22 protein-coding genes are annotated in these 19,809 nt (G+C 62.2%); 10 read left to right on the top strand and 12 right to left on the bottom strand.

Annotation, left to right across the window (positions count from 1 at the left end; translation table 11 throughout):
- Positions 1-41: 41 nt before the first annotated feature.
- From rfbD to F506_RS19925, 9 genes are all read right to left on the bottom strand, one after another.
- Positions 42-977 (bottom strand): dTDP-4-dehydrorhamnose reductase, encoded by a 936-nt coding sequence (rfbD, locus tag F506_RS19965; protein ID WP_053200328.1) that lies wholly within the window; start codon positions 975-977, stop codon positions 42-44.
- Entirely contained in the window at positions 974-1,519 is a 546-nt protein-coding gene (gene rfbC, locus F506_RS19960) for a dTDP-4-dehydrorhamnose 3,5-epimerase (protein ID WP_053200326.1), read from the bottom strand. Before rfbC ends, rfbD begins: the two co-directional genes overlap by 4 nt.
- Before the next feature lie 12 nt (positions 1,520-1,531).
- On the bottom strand, positions 1,532-2,437 hold the full coding sequence (gene rfbA, locus F506_RS19955; RefSeq protein ID WP_053200324.1) for a glucose-1-phosphate thymidylyltransferase RfbA: 906 nt from the start codon (positions 2,435-2,437) through the stop codon (positions 1,532-1,534).
- The gene (rfbB, locus tag F506_RS19950; RefSeq protein WP_053200322.1) at positions 2,434-3,501 is read right to left on the bottom strand and encodes a dTDP-glucose 4,6-dehydratase; all 1,068 of its coding nucleotides are present in this window, start codon (positions 3,499-3,501) and stop codon (positions 2,434-2,436) included. The genes rfbA and rfbB overlap by 4 nt, the downstream gene beginning before the upstream one ends.
- Positions 3,502-3,531: 30 nt before the next feature.
- Positions 3,532-4,542 carry a UDP-glucose 4-epimerase GalE gene (gene galE / locus F506_RS19945; protein ID WP_053200320.1) on the bottom strand — a complete coding sequence of 337 codons (1,011 nt, stop codon included), beginning with the start codon at positions 4,540-4,542 and terminating at the stop codon, positions 3,532-3,534.
- Between the two features lie 33 nt (positions 4,543-4,575).
- Positions 4,576-5,655 (bottom strand): CDP-glucose 4,6-dehydratase, encoded by a 1,080-nt coding sequence (gene rfbG / locus F506_RS19940; RefSeq protein WP_053200319.1) that lies wholly within the window; start codon positions 5,653-5,655, stop codon positions 4,576-4,578.
- Between the two features lie 350 nt (positions 5,656-6,005).
- Positions 6,006-6,956, bottom strand: coding sequence for a tRNA 2-thiocytidine(32) synthetase TtcA (gene ttcA / locus F506_RS19935; RefSeq protein ID WP_053200316.1), 951 nt, complete (start codon positions 6,954-6,956; stop codon positions 6,006-6,008).
- Between the two features lie 23 nt (positions 6,957-6,979).
- Positions 6,980-7,375: a dihydroneopterin aldolase gene (locus tag F506_RS19930; protein ID WP_016835279.1), complete on the bottom strand. Its 396-nt coding sequence runs from the start codon at positions 7,373-7,375 to the stop codon at positions 6,980-6,982.
- Between the two features lie 43 nt (positions 7,376-7,418).
- Entirely contained in the window at positions 7,419-8,192 is a 774-nt protein-coding gene (locus F506_RS19925) for an SDR family oxidoreductase (protein WP_083458333.1), read from the bottom strand.
- 88 nt (positions 8,193-8,280) lie between these two features.
- On the opposite strand from F506_RS19925, the gene F506_RS19920 reads away from it, so the two are divergent.
- From F506_RS19920 to F506_RS19900, 5 genes are all read left to right on the top strand, one after another.
- The gene (locus tag F506_RS19920; protein ID WP_053200314.1) at positions 8,281-9,426 is read left to right on the top strand and encodes a class I SAM-dependent methyltransferase; all 1,146 of its coding nucleotides are present in this window, start codon (positions 8,281-8,283) and stop codon (positions 9,424-9,426) included.
- 13 nt (positions 9,427-9,439) lie between these two features.
- Complete coding sequence (locus F506_RS19915; RefSeq protein WP_053200312.1) at positions 9,440-9,634, top strand: DUF2905 domain-containing protein; 195 nt, start codon at positions 9,440-9,442, stop codon at positions 9,632-9,634.
- Between the two features lie 9 nt (positions 9,635-9,643).
- Positions 9,644-10,300 (top strand): response regulator, encoded by a 657-nt coding sequence (locus tag F506_RS19910; protein WP_053200310.1) that lies wholly within the window; start codon positions 9,644-9,646, stop codon positions 10,298-10,300.
- The gene (locus F506_RS19905) at positions 10,297-11,601 is read left to right on the top strand and encodes a sensor histidine kinase (protein WP_053200308.1); all 1,305 of its coding nucleotides are present in this window, start codon (positions 10,297-10,299) and stop codon (positions 11,599-11,601) included. The genes F506_RS19910 and F506_RS19905 overlap by 4 nt, the downstream gene beginning before the upstream one ends.
- Before the next feature lie 90 nt (positions 11,602-11,691).
- Complete coding sequence (locus tag F506_RS19900; RefSeq protein WP_053200306.1) at positions 11,692-13,179, top strand: DegQ family serine endoprotease; 1,488 nt, start codon at positions 11,692-11,694, stop codon at positions 13,177-13,179.
- Positions 13,180-13,257: 78 nt separating this feature from the next.
- Here the strand turns inward: F506_RS19900 and kefC are convergent, their stop codons facing one another.
- A complete protein-coding gene (gene kefC / locus F506_RS19895) occupies positions 13,258-15,057 on the bottom strand; it encodes a glutathione-regulated potassium-efflux system protein KefC (RefSeq protein WP_053200304.1) in 1,800 nt (599 codons plus the stop codon).
- Positions 15,058-15,078: 21 nt separating this feature from the next.
- Complete coding sequence (gene kefF / locus F506_RS19890) at positions 15,079-15,642, bottom strand: glutathione-regulated potassium-efflux system oxidoreductase KefF (RefSeq protein ID WP_053200302.1); 564 nt, start codon at positions 15,640-15,642, stop codon at positions 15,079-15,081.
- Between the two features lie 279 nt (positions 15,643-15,921).
- On the opposite strand from kefF, the gene F506_RS19885 reads away from it, so the two are divergent.
- The 5 genes from F506_RS19885 (at position 15,922) to F506_RS19865 (ending at position 19,057) form a co-directional block, all read left to right on the top strand.
- Positions 15,922-16,965, top strand: a complete 1,044-nt coding sequence (locus F506_RS19885) for a gamma-glutamyl-gamma-aminobutyrate hydrolase family protein (RefSeq protein WP_053200299.1) — start codon at positions 15,922-15,924, stop codon at positions 16,963-16,965.
- Between the two features lie 230 nt (positions 16,966-17,195).
- A complete protein-coding gene (locus F506_RS19880) occupies positions 17,196-17,501 on the top strand; it encodes a DUF883 family protein (protein ID WP_053200297.1) in 306 nt (101 codons plus the stop codon).
- 17 nt (positions 17,502-17,518) lie between these two features.
- Positions 17,519-17,911, top strand: a complete 393-nt coding sequence (locus F506_RS19875; protein WP_053200295.1) for a phage holin family protein — start codon at positions 17,519-17,521, stop codon at positions 17,909-17,911.
- Positions 17,912-17,932: 21 nt separating this feature from the next.
- Positions 17,933-18,334 (top strand): hypothetical protein, encoded by a 402-nt coding sequence (locus F506_RS19870; protein WP_053200293.1) that lies wholly within the window; start codon positions 17,933-17,935, stop codon positions 18,332-18,334.
- Between the two features lie 66 nt (positions 18,335-18,400).
- A complete protein-coding gene (locus F506_RS19865) occupies positions 18,401-19,057 on the top strand; it encodes an OmpA family protein (RefSeq protein ID WP_053200291.1) in 657 nt (218 codons plus the stop codon).
- 104 nt (positions 19,058-19,161) lie between these two features.
- Here F506_RS19865 and F506_RS19860 read toward each other — a convergent pair whose 3' ends face one another.
- Positions 19,162-19,743 (bottom strand): c-type cytochrome, encoded by a 582-nt coding sequence (locus tag F506_RS19860; RefSeq protein WP_053200289.1) that lies wholly within the window; start codon positions 19,741-19,743, stop codon positions 19,162-19,164.
- Positions 19,744-19,809: the final 66 nt, after the last annotated feature.

The raw sequence follows: 19,809 nt of genomic DNA, 5'->3' as shown, positions 1-19,809 counted from the left end.
TTCTTCCGGTGCGATCGCACCAGAAGAAAATTCCTGCATTCTCACGCCAGCTTGCGTCCCTCGGCCAGGCCGTATTCACGCACGATATCCTTCAGGCACGCGGCGACGTCAGTCTGCCATGATGGCATCGTCACGCCGAAAGCAGACGTCAGCTTTGCACCAGACAGACGCGAGCTCTTGGGACGATGCGGCGGCACCGGATAAGTGCTGGACGGCACCGGTGTAATGACGGCGCTGCCGCCGACCTTGACCGGTACGTTCAACGCCTGCAACTGATCGACGATGAACGAGGCGTAGCCGTGCCATGAGGTTTCGCCGGCGGCGGTCAGATGATAGATGCCGCTGGTGTCGCGCACGCGATCGCGAGAAATCTCTGCGCCGCCATTGAGCACCAGGCGGACGGTCACGTCGCTGATGGTCTTGGACCAGGTCGGCGCACCGAACTGATCGCCGACGATGGTGAATTTCTCCTGTTCCTGCGCAAGACGGATCACGGTTTTGAGGAAGTTGCCGCCGCCGACGCTGTAGACCCAGCTGGTGCGCAAGATCCAGTAGGCCTCGCAATTGCGCGCGATGGCTTCTTCGCCGGCGCATTTGCTCTGGCCGTAGACGTTGATCGGATGGGTCTTGTCATCCTCGTCGTAGGGTGTATCTTTCGTGCCATCGAAGACGTAGTCGGTCGAGTAATGCACTAGCGGGGCGCCGAGCCGTTGCGCCTCTTCGGCGATGATGCCGGGCGCTTCGCCGTTGATGCGCGTGGCCAGCTCGGGCTCGCTTTCAGCCTTGACCACGGCGGTATAGGCGGCCGGGTTGATGATCAGGTCGGGGCGGGCGGCGCGGATCGCATCGCGCACCTGATCCAGGTCGGCCAGGTTCATCCGGGCGCGCGAGAGCGAAATGATTTCCGCCTTGCCTCGCAGGCTCAGCGCCAGCTCGTTGCCGATCTGGCCGCTTTCGCCGGTCAACAAGATCTTCATGCGAACACCTCGGCGTCGGCCAACAGCTTGCCTTGCACATCCTTGGCCGACAGCACGGGCTCACCTGCGATTTGCCAGTCGATGCCGATGGCGGGGTCATTCCAGAGGATGCTGCGCTCATGCTCCGGCATCCAATAGTCAGTGGTCTTGTAAAGGAACTCAGCGTAGTCGCTGCGCACCACGAAGCCGTGGGCAAAGCCGGGCGGGACCCAAAGCTGGCGTTTATTCTCGGCCGATAGCACCGTGGCGACCCAGCGGCCGAATGTGGGTGACGCCCTGCGGATGTCGACGGCGACGTCCAGCACTTCGCCAGCCGTTACGCGCACGAGTTTGCCTTGTGCATGGCGGATCTGGTAGTGCAGGCCGCGCAACACGTTACGGGCGGAGCGGGAATGGTTGTCCTGTACGAACTCGGCGGCAATGCCTGTCAGCTCTTGAAACCGTCGCGCGTTGAAGCTCTCGTAGAAGAAGCCGCGATCGTCGCCAAATACCTTTGGTTCAATGATCAGGATGTCAGGAATGGCGGCGGGAATGATTTGCATGATAAGCAATTCTCAATAGCTCAGGTCGGTCAGCAGGCGCAAGAGGTATTGGCCGTACGCGTTTTTCTTTAGTGGTGCGGCCAGCTGCTCAAGTTGCGCAGCATCGATGTACCCGCGCCGATAGGCGATTTCTTCGGGACAGGCGACTTTCAGGCCCTGGCGTTTCTCGATGGTGGCAATGAACTGTCCCGCTTCCAGCAGCGACTCATGGGTGCCGGTATCGAGCCAGGCGATGCCGCGTCCCATCAGTTCCACCTGCAACTGGTTGCGGCTCAGGTAGGTGCTGTTGACGTCGGTGATTTCGAGTTCGCCGCGCGCCGACGGCTTGATGCTGTCGGCGATATCGCAGACCTGGTTGTCATAGAAGTACAGACCGGTGACGGCGTAGTTCGATTTCGGCTGCTGCGGTTTTTCGACGATGCTGACCGCGCGGCGGCTCTGGTCGAATTCAACTACGCCGTAGCGTTCCGGATCGTTGACATGATAGGCGAAAATCGTGGCCCCATCGGGCGCCGCAGAAGCCGCGCGCAATTGCGTTTCGAACTCGCGGCCGTAGAAAATATTGTCGCCGAGGATCAGCGCCGACGGTGCGCCATCGATGAAGCGGCGGCCGATGATGAACGCCTGTGCGAGACCGTCCGGTGAGGGTTGCACCGCGTAGCTCAGGTTCAGGCCCCATTGGTGGCCGTCGCCCAGCAGTTCGGTAAAGCGGGGCGTGTCCTGCGGTGTGGAAATGATCAGGATATCGCGGATGCCCGCCAGCATCAGGCTGGTCAGCGGGTAGTACACCATCGGCTTGTCGTAGATCGGCATCAGCTGCTTGGAGATCACCGTGGTCGCCGGATACAGGCGCGTACCCGAGCCGCCGGCAAGGATGATGCCTTTGCGTTCGGGCAGGATGCGTGCTGCTGTCGTCATGATTTTTCCTTGCCGCCGTATTGGAGTTCCAGCCATTTCAGATAGCCGCCCGAGCGCACGTTGGCGACCCATTGCGGATTGTCGAGATACCAGCGCACGGTTTTGGCGATGCCGGTTTCAAAGGTCTCGCCGGGTTTCCAGCTCAGTTCGCGCTCCAGCTTGCGGGCGTCGATGGCGTAGCGGCGGTCGTGGCCGGGGCGGTCTTGCACGAAAGTGATCTGGTCGCGGTAGCTGCCGGCGGCCTTGGGTTGGAGTTCGTCGAGGATGTCGCACAGCGTCTGCACCACGTCGAGATTCGTTTTTTCGTTCCAGCCGCCGACGTTGTAGGTTTCGCCTGGGATGCCGCGCGCCAGCACTTCGCGGATCGCGGTGCAATGGTCGCTGACGAACAGCCAGTCGCGGACCTGCTGGCCGTCGCCATAGATCGGCAGCAGCTTGCCGTCGAGCGCGTTGAGGATCACCAGCGGAATCAGCTTCTCGGGGAAATGATAGGGACCGTAATTGTTGGAGCAATTGGTGGTCAGCGTCGGCAGGCCATAGGTGTGATGGTAGGCCCGCACCAGATGGTCGGAGGCGGCCTTGGACGCCGAGTAGGGGCTGTTGGGCGCATACGGCGTAGTCTCGCTGAAGGGCGCGTCGCCGGGTCCCAGCGTGCCGTACACTTCATCGGTCGAAACGTGCAGGAAGCGGAATTCTTCCTTGGCGCCGGCAGGGAGTCCGGACCAGTAAACCCGCGTCGCTTCCAGCAAGGTGAACGTGCCGTTGACGTTGGTCTGGATGAACTCGCCGGGGCTGTGAATGGAGCGGTCGACGTGGCTTTCCGCGGCAAAATGCAGGATCGCGCGCGGCTGGTGCTGTTCGAACAAGGCGTCGATCGTCGCGCGGTCGGCGATGTCGGCCTGCACGAAGTGATAGCGTGCGTCGCCGTCGAGGCTGCTCAGGTTGTACGGATTGCCGGCATAGGTCAGTTTGTCGATGTTGAGCACGTGCTCATCGCTGCGCGCGAGATAGTCGAGGATGAAATTGCTGCCGATGAAGCCGGCGCCGCCGGTCACGAAAATCATGATCTGTTCCAGTTTCCAGTTGTGCTGCAGTTAGATGCGAAAGCCGTTCGGGTTTCCCTGTTGCCAGCGCCAGCTGTCGGCGCACATGGTTTCCAGCGAGCGGGTTGCTTCCCAGCCGAGAGTGGATTTGGCCAGCGCCGTGTCGGCATAACACGCCGCAATATCACCGGGCCTGCGGGCTGCGATTTCAAACGGGAGCGTTTTGCCGCAGGCCTTTTCGAAAGCCTTGACGACGTCCAGGACGCTGTAACCGATGCCCGTGCCGAGATTGACGGCAAAGCATTGCGGCTTCTTAAGGTACTCCAGCGCGTTGAGATGGCCGACGGCCAGATCGACGACATGGATGAAGTCGCGTACCCCGGTGCCGTCCGGCGTGTCATAGTCGCCGCCCCAGATATTCAGTTTGTCGCGTTTCCCAATGGCGACCTGGGCGACGAACGGCATCAGGTTGTTGGGAATGCCTTGGGGGTCCTCGCCGATCAGACCGCTTTCGTGTGCGCCGACCGGATTGAAGTAGCGTAACAAGGCAATGCACCAGTCGGGATGCGCGATATGAAAATCGCGAAGCATGTCCTCGATCACGATCTTGCTGCGACCATAGGGATTGCTGGCTGAAAGCGGATGCGATTCGGTCAGCGGAAGGTATTGCGGATTGCCGTAGACCGTGGCCGAAGAGCTGAACACCAGGGTTTTGACATTTGCCGCCTGCATCGCTTCCAGCAGACGGACAGTGCCGACGACATTGTTGTCGTAGTACTCCAGCGGCTTGACGACCGATTCGCCGACGGCTTTCAAACCTGCAAAGTGAATGACGGCGTCGCATGCGTGTTCGCGCAATGCCTGCTCGATCGCTGCGCGGTCGCGAATGTCGCCCTTCACCAGTGTCAGCGTTTTACCGGTAATTTTTTCGACACGGCGTGGCGCTTCGGGAAAGCTGTTGCAGAAGTTGTCGAAAACAACGACCTGATGCCCGGCCTTGAGCAGTTCCACGCACGTGTGAGAACCGATATAACCTGCACCGCCTGTAACGAGAATGTTCATCTGAATTCCGACCTCGATTGATATAGCCGGGAATTATGTCAGATTCTGGTAGAACTCAATCTGGCTTTCGCTCAGCGCGCGCAAGTCTTCATTGTTGATATAGCCTCCATACCACTGCGCGGTCAATTCCAGCGCGGTATACAGTTCCATCTTCGGGATCCAGTCCAGCCGCTGGCGCGCCTTGGAAATGTCGAGGCGCAGGAACGCGGCTTCGTGCGGCGCACCGGCCTGGCTCTCCAGGCGAACTTCTACCGGCTGCACTTCGTTCTTTTGCAGCGAATGGTTGAAGGTCGCGCATAGCTGGCTGACCGTTTGCAGGTCGGTGTCGGCCGGACCGAAGTTCCAGCCTTCGGCGAATTGCTGGCCTGATTCATACAGTTTTTGCGCCACTTGCAGGTAGCCCGACAAGGGCTCCAGCACGAATTGCCAGGGGCGGATCGCGTGCGGGTTACGGATGCTGACGGCTTCTTCTTTTTCCAGTGCGCGGATGAAATCCGGAATCAGTCGGTCGTTGGCGAAGTCGCCGCCGCCGATGACGTTGCCGGCGCGTACGGTGGCGATCGCAGCCTTGGTATCGCCGCCTTGCTGGAAGTACGAACGGCGATACGCCGAGGTCACCAGTTCTGCAGCACCCTTGCTGCTGCTGTACGGATCGTGGCCGCCCATCGGGTCGTCTTCGCGGTAGCCCCACAGCCATTCGCGGTTTTCATAGCATTTGTCGCTGGTCACCACGATCACCGAGCGCACGTTCGGCGTATGGCGAACGGCTTCCAGCACGTGCGCGGTGCCCATCACGTTGATGGCGAAGGTATCGATCGGCGTGTTGTAGGAGTCCCGCACCAGCGGCTGCGCCGCCAGGTGGAACACCACATCCGGCTGTACCGCCGCCATGGTGTCGCTCAGGTGTTTGAGGTCGCGCACGTCGCCGGTGGTGGTCTGGACGCAATTCTGGAGACGCGCCAGATGGAACAGGCTCGGATTGGTCGGCGCCGGCAACGAATAGCCGTAGACCTCGGCGCCCCAACGGTGCAACCACAAGGTCAGCCAGCTACCCTTGAAGCCGGTATGGCCGGTGATGAATACGCGCTTGTCGCGCCAGAATTGTGCTGCCATCAAACTTCCTCATGCACGAAATAAGCAGTGGTCGGCATGGGCAGAGGTGCGGATGGTGGTTCCATCACGGTGGCGGAAGGGTTGATCACCAACTTCCTTTCTGAGGCCCCCTGCGGCTGTCGCGACTTTCTTGATTTGATTGATATTGTGGTTCTTCTGCGTATTGCCCGGGAGTACCGGAAATTACGCAGATGACGGTCAAATTAAATCATGGGGCGCAACGGCTTCAAGCGATGATCAGGAGGGTATTTGGCATCCAATCCGTGCAAATATGGCCTTTGTAAATAATTTTTTACACATAACGTCCTCCAAACTGCGCCGTTATGCGTAACCGATATTCACTTTGCAGGTTAATCGCCGAGGTGTAGCGAAATCACATTCTGTCCGGCAGGTGCACCGGTCGCGCAGGGATCTTCGTCGAAAGCGATGTCGCCGTTGGCGTCAGCCTCGCCGGTGGCCTTGAGGTTGGCGAAGTCGAACAGATTGCGGTCCATCAGATGCGAGGGCGCGACAGTCGAGAAGGACGCGAAGATATTGTCGACGCGGCCCGGGAATTTCTTTTCCCATTCGCGCATGAGGCCCTTGATCTGCTTGCGTTGCAGGTTTTCCTGGCTGCCGCACAGATCGCACGGAATGATCGGGAATTCCTTGACCTCGGCGTAGCGGGTGAGGTCGGCTTCCTTCACATACGCGAGCGGACGGATCACGATCTGCTTGCCGTCGTCGGACTGCAGCTTGGGCGGCATGCCCTTGAGTTTGCCGCCGAAGAACATGTTCAGGAAAAAAGTCTCGAGGATATCGTCGCGATGATGCCCTAGGGCAATTTTTGTTGCGCCGAGTTCTGTTGCAACGCGGTAAAGAATACCGCGCCGCAAACGCGAACAGAGCGCACAGGTGGTTTTGCCCTCCGGGACGACGCGTTTGACGATGCTGTAGGTGTCCTGGTTTTCGATGTGATAGGCCACTCCCAGTTTTTCCAGATAGGCGGGCAGGATATCGGCCGGGAAATTCGGCTGTTTCTGGTCCAGGTTCACCGCGACGATGTCGAAATGGATCGGCGCGCGTTCGCGCAGCGTCAGCAGGATATCGAGCAGCGCGTAGCTGTCCTTGCCGCCGGACAGGCAAACCATCACCTTGTCGCCGTCCTCGATCATGTTGTAGTCGCCGATGGCCTGGCCGGTCAGGCGGCACAGGCGCTTGTGCAGCTTGTTGTTTTCGTAGGCGAGTTTTTCCGCTTGCTTGACCGAAGTCGTGGCATCGGCGCTGTTGGCGAGTGTGGCGTGTTCGAGCAGATCGTTCATCTTGGGTCCTGCAAATAGAGGTATTAGAGCGCTTCTTTGACGCGGAAGACTTCCACGCCGACCGAATCGCAATCGGGATAGACGTCCGGCTTCTCGGTGGAAACGCGGACGGCGCGCACCTTCGGATGCGCCAGCATGGCCTTGACGACGTCGTCGCACAAGGTTTCCTGCAAATGAATGTGGCCCTGCGCCATGCGCTTGGCGATGGTGCTGCGGATGAAGTCGTAATCGACCACTTCCTGCAACTGGTCGTGTTCCGGCGTCGACATGGCCAGCGGGATGAACAGGTCGACATTGATCAGGATACGCTGCTCGCCCTTCTTCTCGAATTCGTGCACGCCGATGTTGATCAGCACTTCATAGTTGCGCAGGAACAGGCGGCGGCAATCGTTCAGTTCGGGATGGGAAAGAGAAAACATGGAATCCAGACAAAAGAGATAAAAGATAAAAAACCAGGAGCGCCTACCTGGCCAGGAACATCACGTCGCGTTGCAGCGGCACCAGGTGCTGGCCGCCGTCGACCAGGATGGTGGTGCCGGTGATCGCCTGCGCGGTGGCGACGAAGCAGACCGCGGCGGCGACGTCGTCGGGCGTACTGCTCTTGCCCAGCGGCGTCACGCGATGGGCTTTCCGGAACGCCGCCTCGCTCTGGTCGCCCGAGACCATGGTGATGCCGGGCGCCACGCCGACCACCCGCACGCGCGGCGCCAGCGCCTGCGCCAGCAAGGTGGTGGCGCTTTGCAGCGCGGCCTTGGACAGCGTGTAAGACAGGAAATCGGGATTCGGATTGTACAGCTTCTGGTCGAGCAGGTTGATCACCACGGCCTGGCGGCCTTCCGGCGTGGCGTCGTACAGGGCCTGCGCCAGCAGCACGGGCGCGCCGACATTGGCGCGCATGTGGGCGTCCAGCGCAGCCATCGAGAAGCTCTCGGCCCGGTCTTCGCGGAACAGCGAGGCGTTGTTCACCACGCACGCCACCGGCCCGAGCCGGCCTGCCTGGCGCACCAGCGCGCGTACCCCGGCTTCGTCGGCCAGCTCGCAGGGCAGCGCGATGGCGCGCCGGCCCAGCGCAGCGATCTCGGCGACCAGCGTTTGCGCTTCGGCCGCCGATTTGCCGTAATGCACGGCGATGTCCCAGCCGTCGCGCGCCAGTGCGAGCGCGATCGTGCGGCCGATGCGTTTGGCGGCGCCGGTGACGAGGGCAACTTGTTGTCGAGACGGAATCATGATGTTCATTTCGTGGTGGATGCCGGGGCGGAGCGCCGAATGACGGCATGGGTCAATCGCGAAGGCCGTGACGGATTCAAATACAATACGCCCCATCATGCAATTGCAACTACCCGAACCCTCCGCCGACGCGCTTGCCGCTTCCCGCTCTCTCCAGCTTCTGATCGCCGGCGATATCCGGCGCAACGGCGGCTGGATTTCGTTTGCCCGCTACATGGAGCTGGTGCTGTACGCGCCCGCACTGGGCTATTACAGCGGCGGCGCGGCCAAATTGGGCAAAGACGGTGATTTTACAACCGCACCGGAAATTTCGCCTCTTTTCGGCGCCACTTTGGCCCATTTGGCGACAGAATTGTTTCCCCAGACCGGCGCAGCCATCATGGAGTTCGGCGCCGGCACCGGCAAACTGGCCTTCGATATCCTGAGCGAGCTGCGCGCAGCCGGTCAATTGCCGCAACACTATTACATCGTCGAGATCTCGGCGCAGTTGCGCGCGCGGCAACAGGAAAAGCTGCGCGACTTCCCGCAGGTGCAATGGCTCGACAGCCTGCCGGCGACGTTTTCCGGCGTGGTGATCGGCAATGAAGTGCTCGACGCGATGCCGGTGCAATTGGTGGTGCGCGGCCAACAGGGCTGGCTGGAGCGCGGCGTGGCGCTCGATGCCGCGGGCGCCTTGACGTTCGCCGACCGCGTCGGCGATGCCGCTCTCGCCGCGCAGATCCCCGACGGCGACGCGCTGCCGGTTGGTTACCTGACTGAAGTCCACCCCATCGGCGCCGCGTTCATGCAATCGCTGGCGACGATGTTGCAACAGGGAAATTCTGCGGTGCTGCTGATCGACTACGGATTCCCTGCGGCGGAATATTATTTCCCGGGACGCGTGCAGGGCACGCTGATGTGCCACTACCGCCACCACGCGCACGCCGATCCGTTCTACCTCCCGGGTTTGCAGGACGTCACCGCGCACGTTGATTTCACCGCCATGGCGCGTGCAGCGGTCGAGGGCGGCCTGGACGTGCTGGGCTATTCCAGCCAGGCGGGATTCCTGCTCAGCGCGGGCATCGGCGAGCTGCTGTTGCGCACATCGCCGGAACAAAGCGCACAATACCTGCCGCAATCCAACGCCGTGCAAAAGCTGATTTCGCCCGCTGAAATGGGCGAGCTGTTCAAAGTGCTCGCCGTGGGCAAGAACGTCGACTGGCCAGAGCGCCTGTTGGCGCATGACCGTACCTACCGCCTGTAACCAGAGAGTTCATATGATTCGTTGGGTCGTCGTCATTTTCATCGCCGTGATCGTGTTTTCCAGCCTGCTGCCGTGGCTGGAAAAGCTCGGCATCGGCCGCCTGCCGGGCGACTTGCGCTTCAAGCTGTTCGGTCGCGTGTTTTCGCTGCCGTTTGCGTCGACCATCCTGATTTCGGCGGTGGTGTTCTTGCTGGCGCGCTTCCTGTAGGAGACTGCCATGCGCATTCTGCTGGTCGAAGACGATCTGATGGTGGGTGAAGCGGTGCGCAAGGGGCTGCGCCAGGACGGTTTCGCCGTCGACTGGGTGCAGGACGGCGTTGCGGCGCAACTTGCGCTGCGCCAGGAGGATTACGCGCTGGTCCTGCTCGACCTCGGCTTGCCGCAAAAGAACGGCCTGGACGTGTTGCAGGAGTTGCGCGCGTCCGGCAGCAAGGTGCCGGTGCTGATCGCCACCGCGCGCGACGCCGTCGCCGACCGTGTCGCGGGGCTCGACGCCGGCGCTGACGATTACCTGATCAAGCCTTACGACCTAGAAGAGCTCTCGGCACGCATGCGCGCCTTGCTGCGCCGCCAGTCGGGCCGTGCCGACAGCCTCATCGAAGTGCGCGGCGTCAGCCTGAATCCGGCCACGCGTGAAGTCTTGCTGCAAGGGCTGCCGGTAACGCTGTCGGCGCGCGAATTCACCTTGCTGCAGGCCTTCCTGGATCGTCCGGGCGTGGTGCTGTCGCGCGCCCAGCTGGAAGAAAAGCTTTACGGCTGGGATGATAGCGTCGACAGCAATGCGGTCGAAGTCCATATTCACGCCCTGCGCAAGAAGCTCGGCAGCGACTTCATCAAGAACGTGCGCGGGATCGGCTATCTGGTGCCCAAATGAATTCCATCCGACGACAATTGCTGCTGTGGCTGGCGCTCGGCCTGAGCGCCGGCATCCTGCTGGCCGGCGTCGCGCTGTATTTCCAGGCGCGCGGCGAGGCTAACGAAATCTTCGATTACCAGATGCGCCAGATCGCGGCGTCGCTGCCGCGCCAGGCGTTTGCGCCGATCGCGCCGGGTCAGGACATCCCCGGCCTCGACGACGAAATCATGATGCAGATCTGGGACAGCACCGGCACCGTGATCTACCACTCGCACTCGCGCAGCGTGATGCCGCAGCAGGCCGAGCTGGGTTTCGCCGATGTCCCCGGACCGGGCGGCATGTGGCGCGTCTACAGCGCACAGATCGGCAATACCGTGGCGCAGGTCTCGCAACCGCAGAGCGCGCGCAAGCAGGTGGCGGCGCAGGCGGCGGTGAAGACGGTGATGCCGCTGTTGCTGCTGTTTCCCTTCCTCGGTGCGCTGATATGGATCGCGGTCGGCCACGCGCTGGCGCCGGTGCGGCGCGCCGCCGCCGACGTGCAGTCGCGCGACATGCACACGCTGGCGCCGGTGGCCGATCATGGCTTGCCGCAAGAGATCCGGCCGCTGACGCATGCTTTCAACGACTTGCTTGAGCGCCTGCGCCAGGCCATGCAGACGCAACGTGCCTTCGTGGCCGACGCCGCGCATGAGTTGCGCACGCCGCTGACGGCGTTGCGCCTGCAGGCGCAACTGGCCGAGCGTGCCACCGGCGACGAGGAGCGCCGTGCTGCTTTCGCCGATCTGCGTCACGGCCTTGAGCGCGCCACGCATCTGGTGCATCAGCTGCTGACGCTGGCGCGCCAGGAACCCGGCGTGCAGGAACTGGCACCGCTGGAACTGGCGCCGCTGTTGCGCAGCGTGGTGCAGGATTACGCGCCCCTGGCGGAACACAAGGGCATCGACCTCGGCATGACGGCGCAAGTGGCGGGCTTCGTCAACGCCAATGCCGACGCTTTGCGCATCCTGTTCGGCAACCTGTTGTCGAACGCGCTGCAGTACAGTCCGGCCGGTACTGCCGTTGATGTCGCGATGCGCGCGCAGGGCGATACATTGATCGTCACCGTGCAAGATCACGGCCCCGGCATTCCCGAGCAGGATCTGGAGCGCGTGTTCGACCGCTTCCACCGCGCCGCCAACGTGCTGCCGTCGCAGCCGGGCAGCGGCCTCGGCCTGGCCATCGTGCGCCAGATCGCCGATCTGCACGGCGCGCGCGTGCGGCTGGAAAACACCGGCGCCGGCTTGCGGGCGGAGGTCGTCTTTTCCCCAGCCAAGGTGTAACAGTTTGTTTCCTTAAGTCTGTCTTAATTTTCGCGATTTACGCTGCATTCCATCGGGTGGAGAGGCCATCCGTTTCGCAAGGAGTGCACCATGAATCGCCGTACCGTTTTCGTTCGCAATACGCTCGCCATCGCGCTGGCCGCCGTTGTCGGCGGCAGCTACGTGTATTTCCGCGGCGCCGAACTGCCGGCAGTGCAGGCCGCGATCCTGCCGGCGCCGGTGACTGTCGCAGCAACTGCCACTGCTGGCGGCGCTCCGGGATCCGCATTGGCGGCGCCGACCGATTTCTCCGGCATCGTCGAGCGCGCCGGCCCCGCAGTGGTCAACATCAGCGTGACCGGCAAGGCGAAGCGCGTGTCCGACGAGGCTTCCGATGATGTCGATCCCAACGATCCGTTTTCCGAATTCTTCAAACGCTTCGGTCCGCAATTCCAGCAACAGCCGCGCACGCCGCAGATCATGCGCGGCCTCGGCTCGGGCTTCATCATCAGCCCGGACGGCCTGATCCTGACCAATGCCCATGTGGTCGACGGCGCGCAGGAAGTCACCGTCAAGCTGACCGACCGCCGCGAATTCAAGGCCAAGGTGCTGGGTGCCGACAAGCAAAGCGACATCGCCGTGATCCGCATTCCGGCCAAGGATTTGCCGACGGTGCAGATCGGCAACCCGGCGCTGGTCAAAGTCGGCGAACCGGTGCTGGCGATCGGCTCGCCCTACGGCTTCGACAACACCGCGACGGCCGGCATCGTCAGCGCCAAGTCGCGCAGCCTGCCGGACGACAACTACGTGCCGTTCATCCAGACCGACGTCGCCGTCAATCCCGGCAATTCGGGCGGCCCGCTGTTCAACCTGAAGGGCCAGGTGGTCGGCATCAATTCGCAGATCTACAGCCAGACCGGCGGCTATCAGGGCTTGTCGTTCTCGATTCCGATCGACGTCGCCATGAAGGTCGAGCAGCAGCTGGTTCAGCACGGCAAGGTGACGCGCGGCCGCCTCGGCGTGTCGGTGCAGGAAATCAACCAGGCGCTGGCGGAATCCTTCGGGCTGAAGAAATCGGAAGGCGCACTGGTCAGTTCGGTGGAGAAGGGCAGTCCGGCCGAAAAGGCGGGCGTGCAGCCGGGTGACGTGATCCTGCGTTTCAACGGCCAGGCCATCGATCACTCGGTGGATCTGCCGACGCTGGTGGCGGACGCCGTGCCGGGCACCACGCAAAAGATCGACGTGATGCGCAACGGCACGCTCAAGTCGCTCAACATCACCATCGGCGAGCTGAAGCCGGCCAAGGAGGCGGCGGCCAGCCGTAACGAGCCGCAGGGACGGCTGGGGCTGGCGGTGCGCCCGCTGGACAAGAGTGAACAGCAGCAGATCGGCGTGCACGGCGGCTTGCTGGTGGAAGACGTCAACGGTCCTGCAGCGGTGGCGGGCATTCAGAGCGGCGACGTGATTCTGTCGCTCAACGGCAATGCGGTGACCAGCGTGGAGCAGCTGCGCAGTCTGGTGGGCAAGGCCGGCAAGAGCGTGGCGCTGCTGGTGGAGCGCGGCGACGACAAGATCTTCGTGCCGGTGTATCTGAACTGAGTCGGTTGATCTGAAGCGTGCAACAAGAAAAGGCCGGACCGCGACAGCGTCCGGCCTTTTTCATGCTGCGCGGGACGATCAATCCCAGCGATGCTTGTCGCCGTCGCTGATGGCGTCGTTGTCGCTGGCGAACATCGCCTCCAGTTCTTCACGCGCCTGCACCGCCATCGACACCATTTGCTGCTGATCCTTGTAATGCGGATACAGCTTGTGCAGCGTTTCGATGTTGTGGGCGCGGAATTTCATTGCCGCGCGGTGCGCGCGATACGCACCGAAATCCAGCTGGCGCAATACCTGGCGGCCCATCTGCAGCGCGCTCTCGAAGGTCTCGCGTTCAAGCACGGTGACGCCGCGGTCCATCAGGTCGTACAGGTGCGTGACGTTGCGCGCGCGGGCCGCGATCTTCAGGTGCGGGAAGGCGCGCTGCACGGCTTCCACCAGCTTCAGGCTGGCCGGCGCATCGTCGATGGCGATCACGATCAGGCGTGCCTTGGCCGCGCCCGCGGTGCGCAGCAGGTCGATGCGCGTGGCGTCGCCGTAGAACACCTTGAAGCCGAACTTGCGCAATGATTCGACCTGGTCCGGATCGTGGTCGAGGATGGTCAGACCGATGCCGTTGGCATGCAGCAGGCGACCGACGATCTGGCCGAAGCGGCCGAAGCCGGCGATGATCACCGGATTCTCCTGCGGCTCGATGTCATCCTCGGGTTGCCTGCCGCGCGCCTGCAGGCGCGGCAACAGCACGCGATCGTGCAGCAGCAGAAGCAGCGGCGTGATCACCATCGACAGCGCCACCACCACCACCAGGATCGACGAGATGCGCGGCGTCAGCACCTGCGCGGTCGCGGCCGCGCCGAACACCACGAAGGCGAATTCGCCGCCCTGCGACAGCAGGAACGCAAAGAATATCTGCTGGTCGCGCGGAATGCGGAAGCATTTCGCCAGCCCGTACAGCACTACGGTCTTGATCACCAGGAAGCCCAGCACCATGCCGAGGATCAGCCACGGCTGCTCCAGGAAAATGCCGAAGTCGACCGACATGCCGACGGCGATGAAAAACAGGCCGAGCAACAATCCCTTGAACGGCTCGAGGTCGCTCTCGAGCGCGTGGCGGTATTCCGAATCGGCCAGCAGCACGCCGGCGAGGAAGGTGCCAAGCGCCATCGACATGCCCACCGATTGCATCAGCAGGCAGGTCGCAATCACCAGCAGCAGCGAGAACGCGGTGAAGATTTCGCGCATGTCGGTCTTGGCGATGATGCGCAGAATCGGGCGGATCAGGTAGCGGCCGCCGAAGATCAGCAGCGCGATCACGGCGACCACCTGCAGCGTGTGCAGCCAGCCCTGGCCGCTGCCTTGCGCCACCGCCACGCCTAGCAGCGGGACCGCCGCCATCATCGGGATCGCGGCGATGTCCTGGAACAGCAGGATGGCGAAGCCGGCGGAACCGGCCGGCGTGGCTGTCAGTTTGCGTTCGCCCAGCGTCGCCAGTGCGATCGCGGTGGACGAGAGCGACATGCCGAGCGCGCCGATCAGCGCCACGCGCCAGTCGATGCCGACCGCCAGCGCCGCTCCGAACAGGCCGAGGCTGACCAATCCGACCTGCGCGCTGCCCCAGCCGAAGATGTGCCGGCGCAGCGACCACAGCCGTTTCGGATCGAGCTCGAGACCGATCAGGAACAGCAGCAGCACGACGCCGAATTCGGAGAAGTGCAGGATGTCCTCGACTTCGCTGATCAGTCCCAGGCCCCAGGGACCGATGGCGATGCCGGCCAGCAGATAGCCGAGTACGGCGCCCAGGCCGAGCTTCTTGGCGATGGGCACGGCGACGACGGCGGCCAGCAGGTAAATCAGCGGATGCAGCAGAGTTTGTTCCATGGTGTTCTTGTCGTCCCGGCGTTAAGGTGAAGAAGCGGCGGCATCCGGCCAGGCCGGATAGCTGTCGAGCAGGGCGCGGTAATTGGCCGCGTGCATGGTCATGGCATCGTTGCCGATCTGGTGGGCGCCGTGCAGCAGGTAGGGCGTCTTCCAGTGCATGCCGCACAGTCGCGCGGTCTGCTGGTAAGGCGGCAGGAAGTCGTCGAAGGAATGGCCGTGGCGCCCGCCCGGCTGATACGAGGTCTCATCGCCGCCGGTGGTCGCGACCAGCCAGAAATCCTTGCCGCGCAGGGCGTCGCCGCCCGGGCCAAAGGCCCAGCCGCGTTCCAGCACCAGGTCGGTCCATTCCTTTTGCAGCGCCGGCATGCTGTACCAGTGGATGGGGTGGTGAAACACGATCAGGTCGGCTTCGTGCAACTGGGTCTGTTCGTAGTCGACGTCGATGTGGAAATCGGGATAGCACTCGTACAGGTCATGGATGCGCACGTTGGGCAGCGTGCGGGCAGCATCGATCATGGCGCGGTTGGCGCGCGAGCGTTCGTGGGCCGGATGCGCGTAGAGGATAAGAATGCGTGAAGTGGTCATGTAGGAGCATGCCTGAGCAAGAAATAAGCCGGAAAGAAGTCAGAAAGGATTGGAACATATATCGCTGGTCTGTTGTCTGGATTATTGAATAAGGATGGGAAAGCGCCAGTCATCACTGAATAAATTTCTACGGATGCCGCGATTCATTCATCGTCATTCTGCGACTGCCCGGTCCGCAAGCAACTGCCCAAAGCAATTCAATGCGCTTATACTTTGGCAATCCTGTTCGCGGACGCAGCACCTGGTCACAGCCATTGATAACAACCCAACATAGCCGCCATGTCCGATATTAGCGATTCCGAAGCCAATCAACCGAGTTCTCCCCGACCGCCCCGCCCTGATGCGCCTGCCGCCGATGCAACGGCGCCGACGCAGGGACAACAGCCGCAGCAAGCTGCTCCGCAACAGGCGCCCCAGCAGGGCCAGCCGCCGCATGCTCCGCATCCGGCCTACTCGCCGCCGCCTCCCGACACGCCTTGGGCGCAGACCTGGCGGCTGCTGGGCGCGCGCTTCAAGGCCATGTCCGACAAGGCCGGCCGCCGCATCATGCAGCGCACCCTCAAGATCGGCATCTCCGCACGCATCTTCCATCCCGAAAGCGGCGCCAAGGGGCTGCGCGGCAAGACGCTGCAATATCTCGAAGAATCCATCGCCCAATGGGTCATGTCGCGCGACGTGCTGGTGTTCATGATCCCCACCGTCAACACCAACGGGCTGGTCCATCCCAGCAATATCCGCCTGCGCGACTACGCCAAGCATCTCGACGGCCTGGTGCTGCAGGGCGGCGCCGACGTCTCGCCGCAGAGCTACGCGGAGGCCGCTACGCGTCCCGAATGGAACGGCGACCGCGTGCGCGACATGTACGAGCTGGAGCTGCTGCACGAATTCATCGAAGCAGGCAAGCCGGTGCTGGGCATCTGCCGAGGTTGCCAACTGATCAATGTCGCATTCGGCGGCTCGCTCTACCAGGATATCGCCACCGACGTGCCGACGGCGATCGCTCACGTCAACGATCTGTACGACAGCAATTATCACGAACTCAAGTTCCCGCCGGGATCGACCCTGGCCTCGCTGGTCAACACCGGCAGCGCGGTGGTGAATTCCATCCACCACCAGGCCGTGAAGGATCTGGGGCGCGACCTGTCGATTGAGGCGGTGTCGGGCACCGACAACATCGTCGAAGCGATCCGTTATCGCAAGGCGCCGTTTGTGATGGGCTTGCAGTGGCATCCGGAGTTCCACCGCGCCGGCGGTCCCGAGTTGCTTGATTGCATGCCTATCTTGGACAGTTTCCTGCGAACGGCGCGTGAAACGCGTTTTTGAACGTTTTCGCCGTTGCTGAAACTTATATAGAGGAAAGCTATCAAAATGAGCCTGCATTGCAGGTCTTTTCGGACGTTGCGGAGATTGGCAATAGCCCGGAACGACAGGCAGGCAGATACTGCAGAAACTGCAGGTATGCAGCGGCGCGCTGACACCGGCGCCAATGCTCAGGCTCCCGCCCATTCAATCGATTTCGTTCGCTTGAGCATTTAATCAATAGGAGAATCTCCATGACACAGTCCGCCCTTAAAACAGTGAGAAACGATATGAAAACCCTCGTCAAAGATGCGCAAGAATTGTTCCGTGAAGCAGCTGCAGCGACCGGCGACAAAGCCGACGAACTGCGCAGCAAGGGCCTGACAATGCTGGAAGCGGCGGTCGAGGCGGCGCAAAACGCGCAAGCCGTGGCCATCGAAAAAGGCAAGGAAGTCGCTGCCGCCACCGACGACTACGTACATGAAAACCCATGGCGCGCCGTGGCGATTTCGGCCGGCGTCGGCTTGCTGGTCGGCCTGGTCATCGGTCGCAGCAAGTAATCGGACGCGCCGACACAATGGAGCATAAAAACGCGCAGGCGGAGCCGGCCAATCCCGGTCTTACCGCCGGATTGCTGGGCATCGCCAGGAACCTGCTCGGGCTGATCATCAACCGCATCGAGCTGGCTTCGCTGGAGCTGTCGGAAATCGGCGGCAACCTGGTGAAGTTCCTGGTGCTGTTCACGCTGGCGGCGATTGCGATCTGGTTTGCAATTGCGTTCTGGACCGTGTTGCTGGTGTTCCTGGCCTGGGATTCCTGGGGCTGGAAGATCCTGATCGTGCTCGGTGCGTTCTTCACCGCCGCTGCGGCGGCGATCGGTTGGTATGCCTTCGCGCTGCTGCGCAACGGCAAGCTGGCCTTGCCCGCCACGATGGCGGAGCTTCGCAAAGACCGCGACGCGCTGCTCTGACCTCAGGGAAACGGGAAAATCATGCCTCAAACTGACTGGAAACCGGACGTCCCGCTGGAGGAACGCAAGCGCAAGCTGCTGGCCGAAGGCGCCTTGTTCCGCATCGGCATCATGCAGGCGCGCGGCACCGTGCGCGCCAATCTGAATGCCGAATCGCTGGCCAAGGGGGCCCTCAACCGCATCGTCGGCGCGGTCTCCGCCACCTTCAGCGGCGCCTTGTCGGGCAAGGGCGGCAACCTGCAGTCGCTATCGCCGCTGCTGATCGGCGGCATCTCGCTGTTGTCCAAACGCTATCTGCGCAAGCCGTTGCTGTATGGCGCGGTGATCAGCGCCGGCGGCGCTTTCGCGTATTACCTGACGCGCCGCAAGGATCGCCAGCAGGGCGTCGCCGCCGAGGAAGCTTCCACGCCTGATGGCGAATAAATCAAATTGATATCGATGCCCGCCGTTCGGCGGCGCATGGGAACCACACGAACAAAGGAAATCATCATGCGTAAATTAACCCTCGGCGCGCTGGCGCTGACTCTGGCTGCAACCGGTTGTGCGGACATGACTGCGACCCAGCGCGGTACGGCTACGGGCGCCGGTATCGGCGCCGGCGTGGGCGGCATTCTCGGCGCTGCAACGGGCGGCGGCGGTGGAGGCCGTACGGCAGCGGGCGCCGCCATCGGTGCAGGCCTGGGCGCCGTGATCGGCAACGTCTGGTCGAACCGCATGGAGAACCAGAAGCGCGCCATGGAGCAGGCTACCCAGGGCACCGGCGTGCAGGTGACGCAGACTCCGGACAATCGCCTGAAGCTGGAAATCCCGAGCGACATTTCCTTCAATACCGGTCGCGCCGACATTCAGCCGAACTTCCGCGCAGTGCTGGATAAATTCGCCGCCACGCTGAACGAAAATCAGGCCACCACGGTGAACATCATCGGCCACACTGACAGCACCGGCAGCGACGCCGTCAACAATCCCCTGTCGATGGAGCGCGCCGCCCGTACGCGTGATTACCTGACCGCGCGCGGCGTCTCGCCGGGACGTTTCCACATCGACGGCCGTGGTTCGCATGAGCCGCTGGTGGCCAACGATACGGAAGCCAATCGGGCAAAGAATCGCCGCGTTGAAATCTTCGTGGCGGAGCCCCAGCAGCGCTGATCTTGGTTTGTTCAGGCAATAAAAAAGCCCCGCAGTGCGGGGCTTTTTTACAACGCGTTGCGGAATAGTCGAGATACCGGCAATGCCTGTTCAGTCAATATTGATTATTTCTTTTCTGCGGGTGCGGCAGCCGGAGCAGCAGCAGCGTCGGCTGGTGCCGCTGCCGCGGCGGCAGGAGCCTTCACTTCCGGGTCCTTGAACTTGGCGCCGGACTGGTTGGCCATGTAGACCACGGTGCGGGCGATTTCCACGTCGTCCAGATCAGGATTGCCACCTTTCGGTGGCATTGCGTTCAAGCCGTTGATGGCATGCGCCAGCAGCTTGTCGTAGCCTTCGCCGATGCGCGCTTTCCAGGCGGCCGGATCGCCGACCTTCGGCGCGCCTGCGATACCGGCACCGTGGCAGGCTGCGCAGGTCGACTTGAAGACTTCTTCGCCGCTCAGCAATTGCTTCGGCGCGCTGGAATCACGGAAGGTGAAGCCTTCGGAGGCCACGGGCTTGATGCGCGCGGCGATCATTTCAGGGGTTTGGCCGGCGGAACCGGCGCCGGTCGTCTGGCCGTTGGTGACGTACTCAACCAACAGGACGATACAGACGATGGGGATCAGAAAACCTGCCGATACGGCAGCGATCAACTGCTTTGGCGTTTTGATTGCGGATTCGTGCTCGTTATGTGCGTCGCTCATAGTTCCCTCAGTGCAATATTCTTCGAAAGCGTTGACCCGAATTTATGGAAAATCGGTGTTTATTAC

The organism is Herbaspirillum hiltneri N3, from assembly GCF_001267925.1.
GTDB classification, from domain to species: domain Bacteria; phylum Pseudomonadota; class Gammaproteobacteria; order Burkholderiales; family Burkholderiaceae_D; genus Herbaspirillum; species Herbaspirillum hiltneri.
This window is presented reverse-complemented; position numbering and strand designations above follow the sequence as displayed.